This window comes from Polaromonas sp. P1_E3 (assembly GCF_056405935.1).
This window is the reverse complement of the sequence record NZ_JBFUBD010000480.1, coordinates 1-1,815: the sequence shown is the minus strand read 5'-3', so window position 1 is coordinate 1,815 and position 1,815 is coordinate 1. Positions and strand designations below refer to the sequence as shown.

Annotated in this window: 3 protein-coding genes; 1 reads left to right on the top strand and 2 read right to left on the bottom strand. The window is 61.1% G+C overall.

Going from position 1 to position 1,815, the window contains the following annotated elements:
* Positions 1-334 (bottom strand): YhjD/YihY/BrkB family envelope integrity protein (locus tag AC1D0Z_RS20775; protein WP_477660057.1); only part of this gene is annotated, 334 nt, incomplete at its 3' end.
* A gap of 232 nt (positions 335-566) precedes the next feature.
* Between AC1D0Z_RS20775 and AC1D0Z_RS20770 the strand changes: the two genes are divergently transcribed.
* Complete coding sequence (locus tag AC1D0Z_RS20770) at positions 567-1,121, top strand: NADPH-dependent FMN reductase (protein ID WP_477660056.1); 555 nt, start codon at positions 567-569, stop codon at positions 1,119-1,121.
* A gap of 197 nt (positions 1,122-1,318) precedes the next feature.
* Here the strand turns inward: AC1D0Z_RS20770 and AC1D0Z_RS20765 are convergent.
* Positions 1,319-1,815 (bottom strand): DUF8082 domain-containing protein (locus AC1D0Z_RS20765; RefSeq protein ID WP_477660055.1); only part of this gene is annotated, 497 nt, incomplete at its 5' end.

Genomic DNA, 1,815 nt, shown 5'->3' with positions numbered 1-1,815 from the left:
GCACCACGATGCTGATGGCCGTAGCCACCAATCCCTTGGTGGGTTTGTGGGCGTTCTCGATCAGTGCCTGAACGCCCATCGCGCCTTCGCGCCCAATCAGGCCCGAGAGCTGCCCGACGATTTCCCCCTGCACCGCGTCGCGGCCCCACACAAAGCCCGCCACGGCAATGACGATCAGCAGCAGCGGCGCGATGGAGAACACCGTGTAGTAGGAGATCGCSGCGCCCATGCTGGGGGCATAGTCGTCGACCCAGGCCGAAACCGACTTTTTGCCCAGCGCATAAAAATGTTTGAAATGCACGTTGATGCCCGCGTTGCGAGGATTCCCGGGCATCGAGTATTCCGGGGGCGGTGCTGCGACGCCGTCGGCCTGAACTGCTAGCGGCTGTAGGCGGCGGGCGATTCCGCTTTGAAGGCGGCTGATTGCCCGCTTGGCGCACAGGGTGTTGCATTTGCCCACCGGTCAGGCAGCTTCACACTTTGCATAATGATTTGAGGCCCAGGCCTTTTGTGGCTCGCCGGTTCACGGCGATGCATCCGTGACATTTTCATTTTTTGGAGAAACCATGGCCCAATACAACATCGCTGTCGTCGTCGGCAGTCTTCGCAAGGACTCCTTCAACAAAAAACTCGCCGGTGCGCTGGAGAAATTATTTCCTGCGGATTTTAGCTTCACGCATGTGCGCATTGACGACCTGCCGCTGTACAACCAGGACGATGACGGCAACCCTTCGGCGCAGGTCAAACGCCTGAAGGGGGAGATTGCCGCGGCACAGGGCCTCCTGTTCTTCACGCCTGAATACAACCGCTCGATCCCCGGCGTGCTCAAAAATGCCATTGACCATGCATCGCGCCCGTATGGCCAAAGCGCGTGGGACGGCAAGCCCGCAGGCGTGCTGGGAGCATCGGTGGGTGCGATTGGAACGGCGCTTGCACAGCAGCACCTGCGCAACATCCTGGCCTACCTCAACGTGCCCACGCTGGGCCAGCCTGAGGCGTTCATCCATAACAAGGACGGCTTGTACGACGCGGATGGCAACATCAGCGAGGGTAGCCGCAAGTTTTTGCAGGGGTGGGTGGATGCTTATGTGGGGTGGGTGAAGACACACGCAAACGTCTGAGCCGTGGCCGGCGTGCCGGTTTTCTGCGGTCATTCATGCGTCGTGCCGAGAGCCTGCAGGAGATTGCGCCATGCTGTCGTATTTGACCGCCCCTGGTGCCGACGAGATGGGGTGGAAAAAAGAATGCCTGGGCGCCTTTATTCATCAGCGCAAGCAGCTATCAAAAGCATAGCGAGCTTCGGGGTGTGGAAGCTGTCTCAGCGTCCGCCGTGCATCTTTTGTGCCAAGGCCAGAAATTTCGCGCGGTCATCAGGCCGGTCAATCTGCTGTGCCAGGGCATGGATCAGGGCCATAAAGGTGAGCTGGCGGGCTGCTTCCTTGCGCACCAGGGTTTTGGCGAGCGGGCCGATGTACTGGCTGAGCGCACGTTCCAGCTGAGCCTGCAGCTCCGCATTGAAATTCTGCACATTGATGGAGGTGGATGATGCAGAGCTTGTTCCCGAGGTCGTCGCCGACGTGGACAAGGGCCGGCTCATGTCGGCGCGCAAGGGGCGGGAAAACGTCGAGGAAATGGGCCGGCTGAAGCTGCTGCCGCCGGTGGAGCGCAGCGGGCCGCTGGCGCCATGCAATCCCGAATGCACCGTCGCGCTGGCGTGGCGCGGCTTGAGGAAGGCCTCGCGGGCCGTCGCATCGGGAATGGAAACGGCCAGCAGGTCACGCAATCCCTGTGCACTGACCGTGCGCGGAATGGCTT

Excerpts from the sequence above, each read along its gene's own strand:
- AC1D0Z_RS20770 (WP_477660056.1), top strand. The coding sequence starts at position 567 with ATGGCCCAATACAACATCGCTGTCGTCGTCGGCAGTCTTCGCAAGGAC.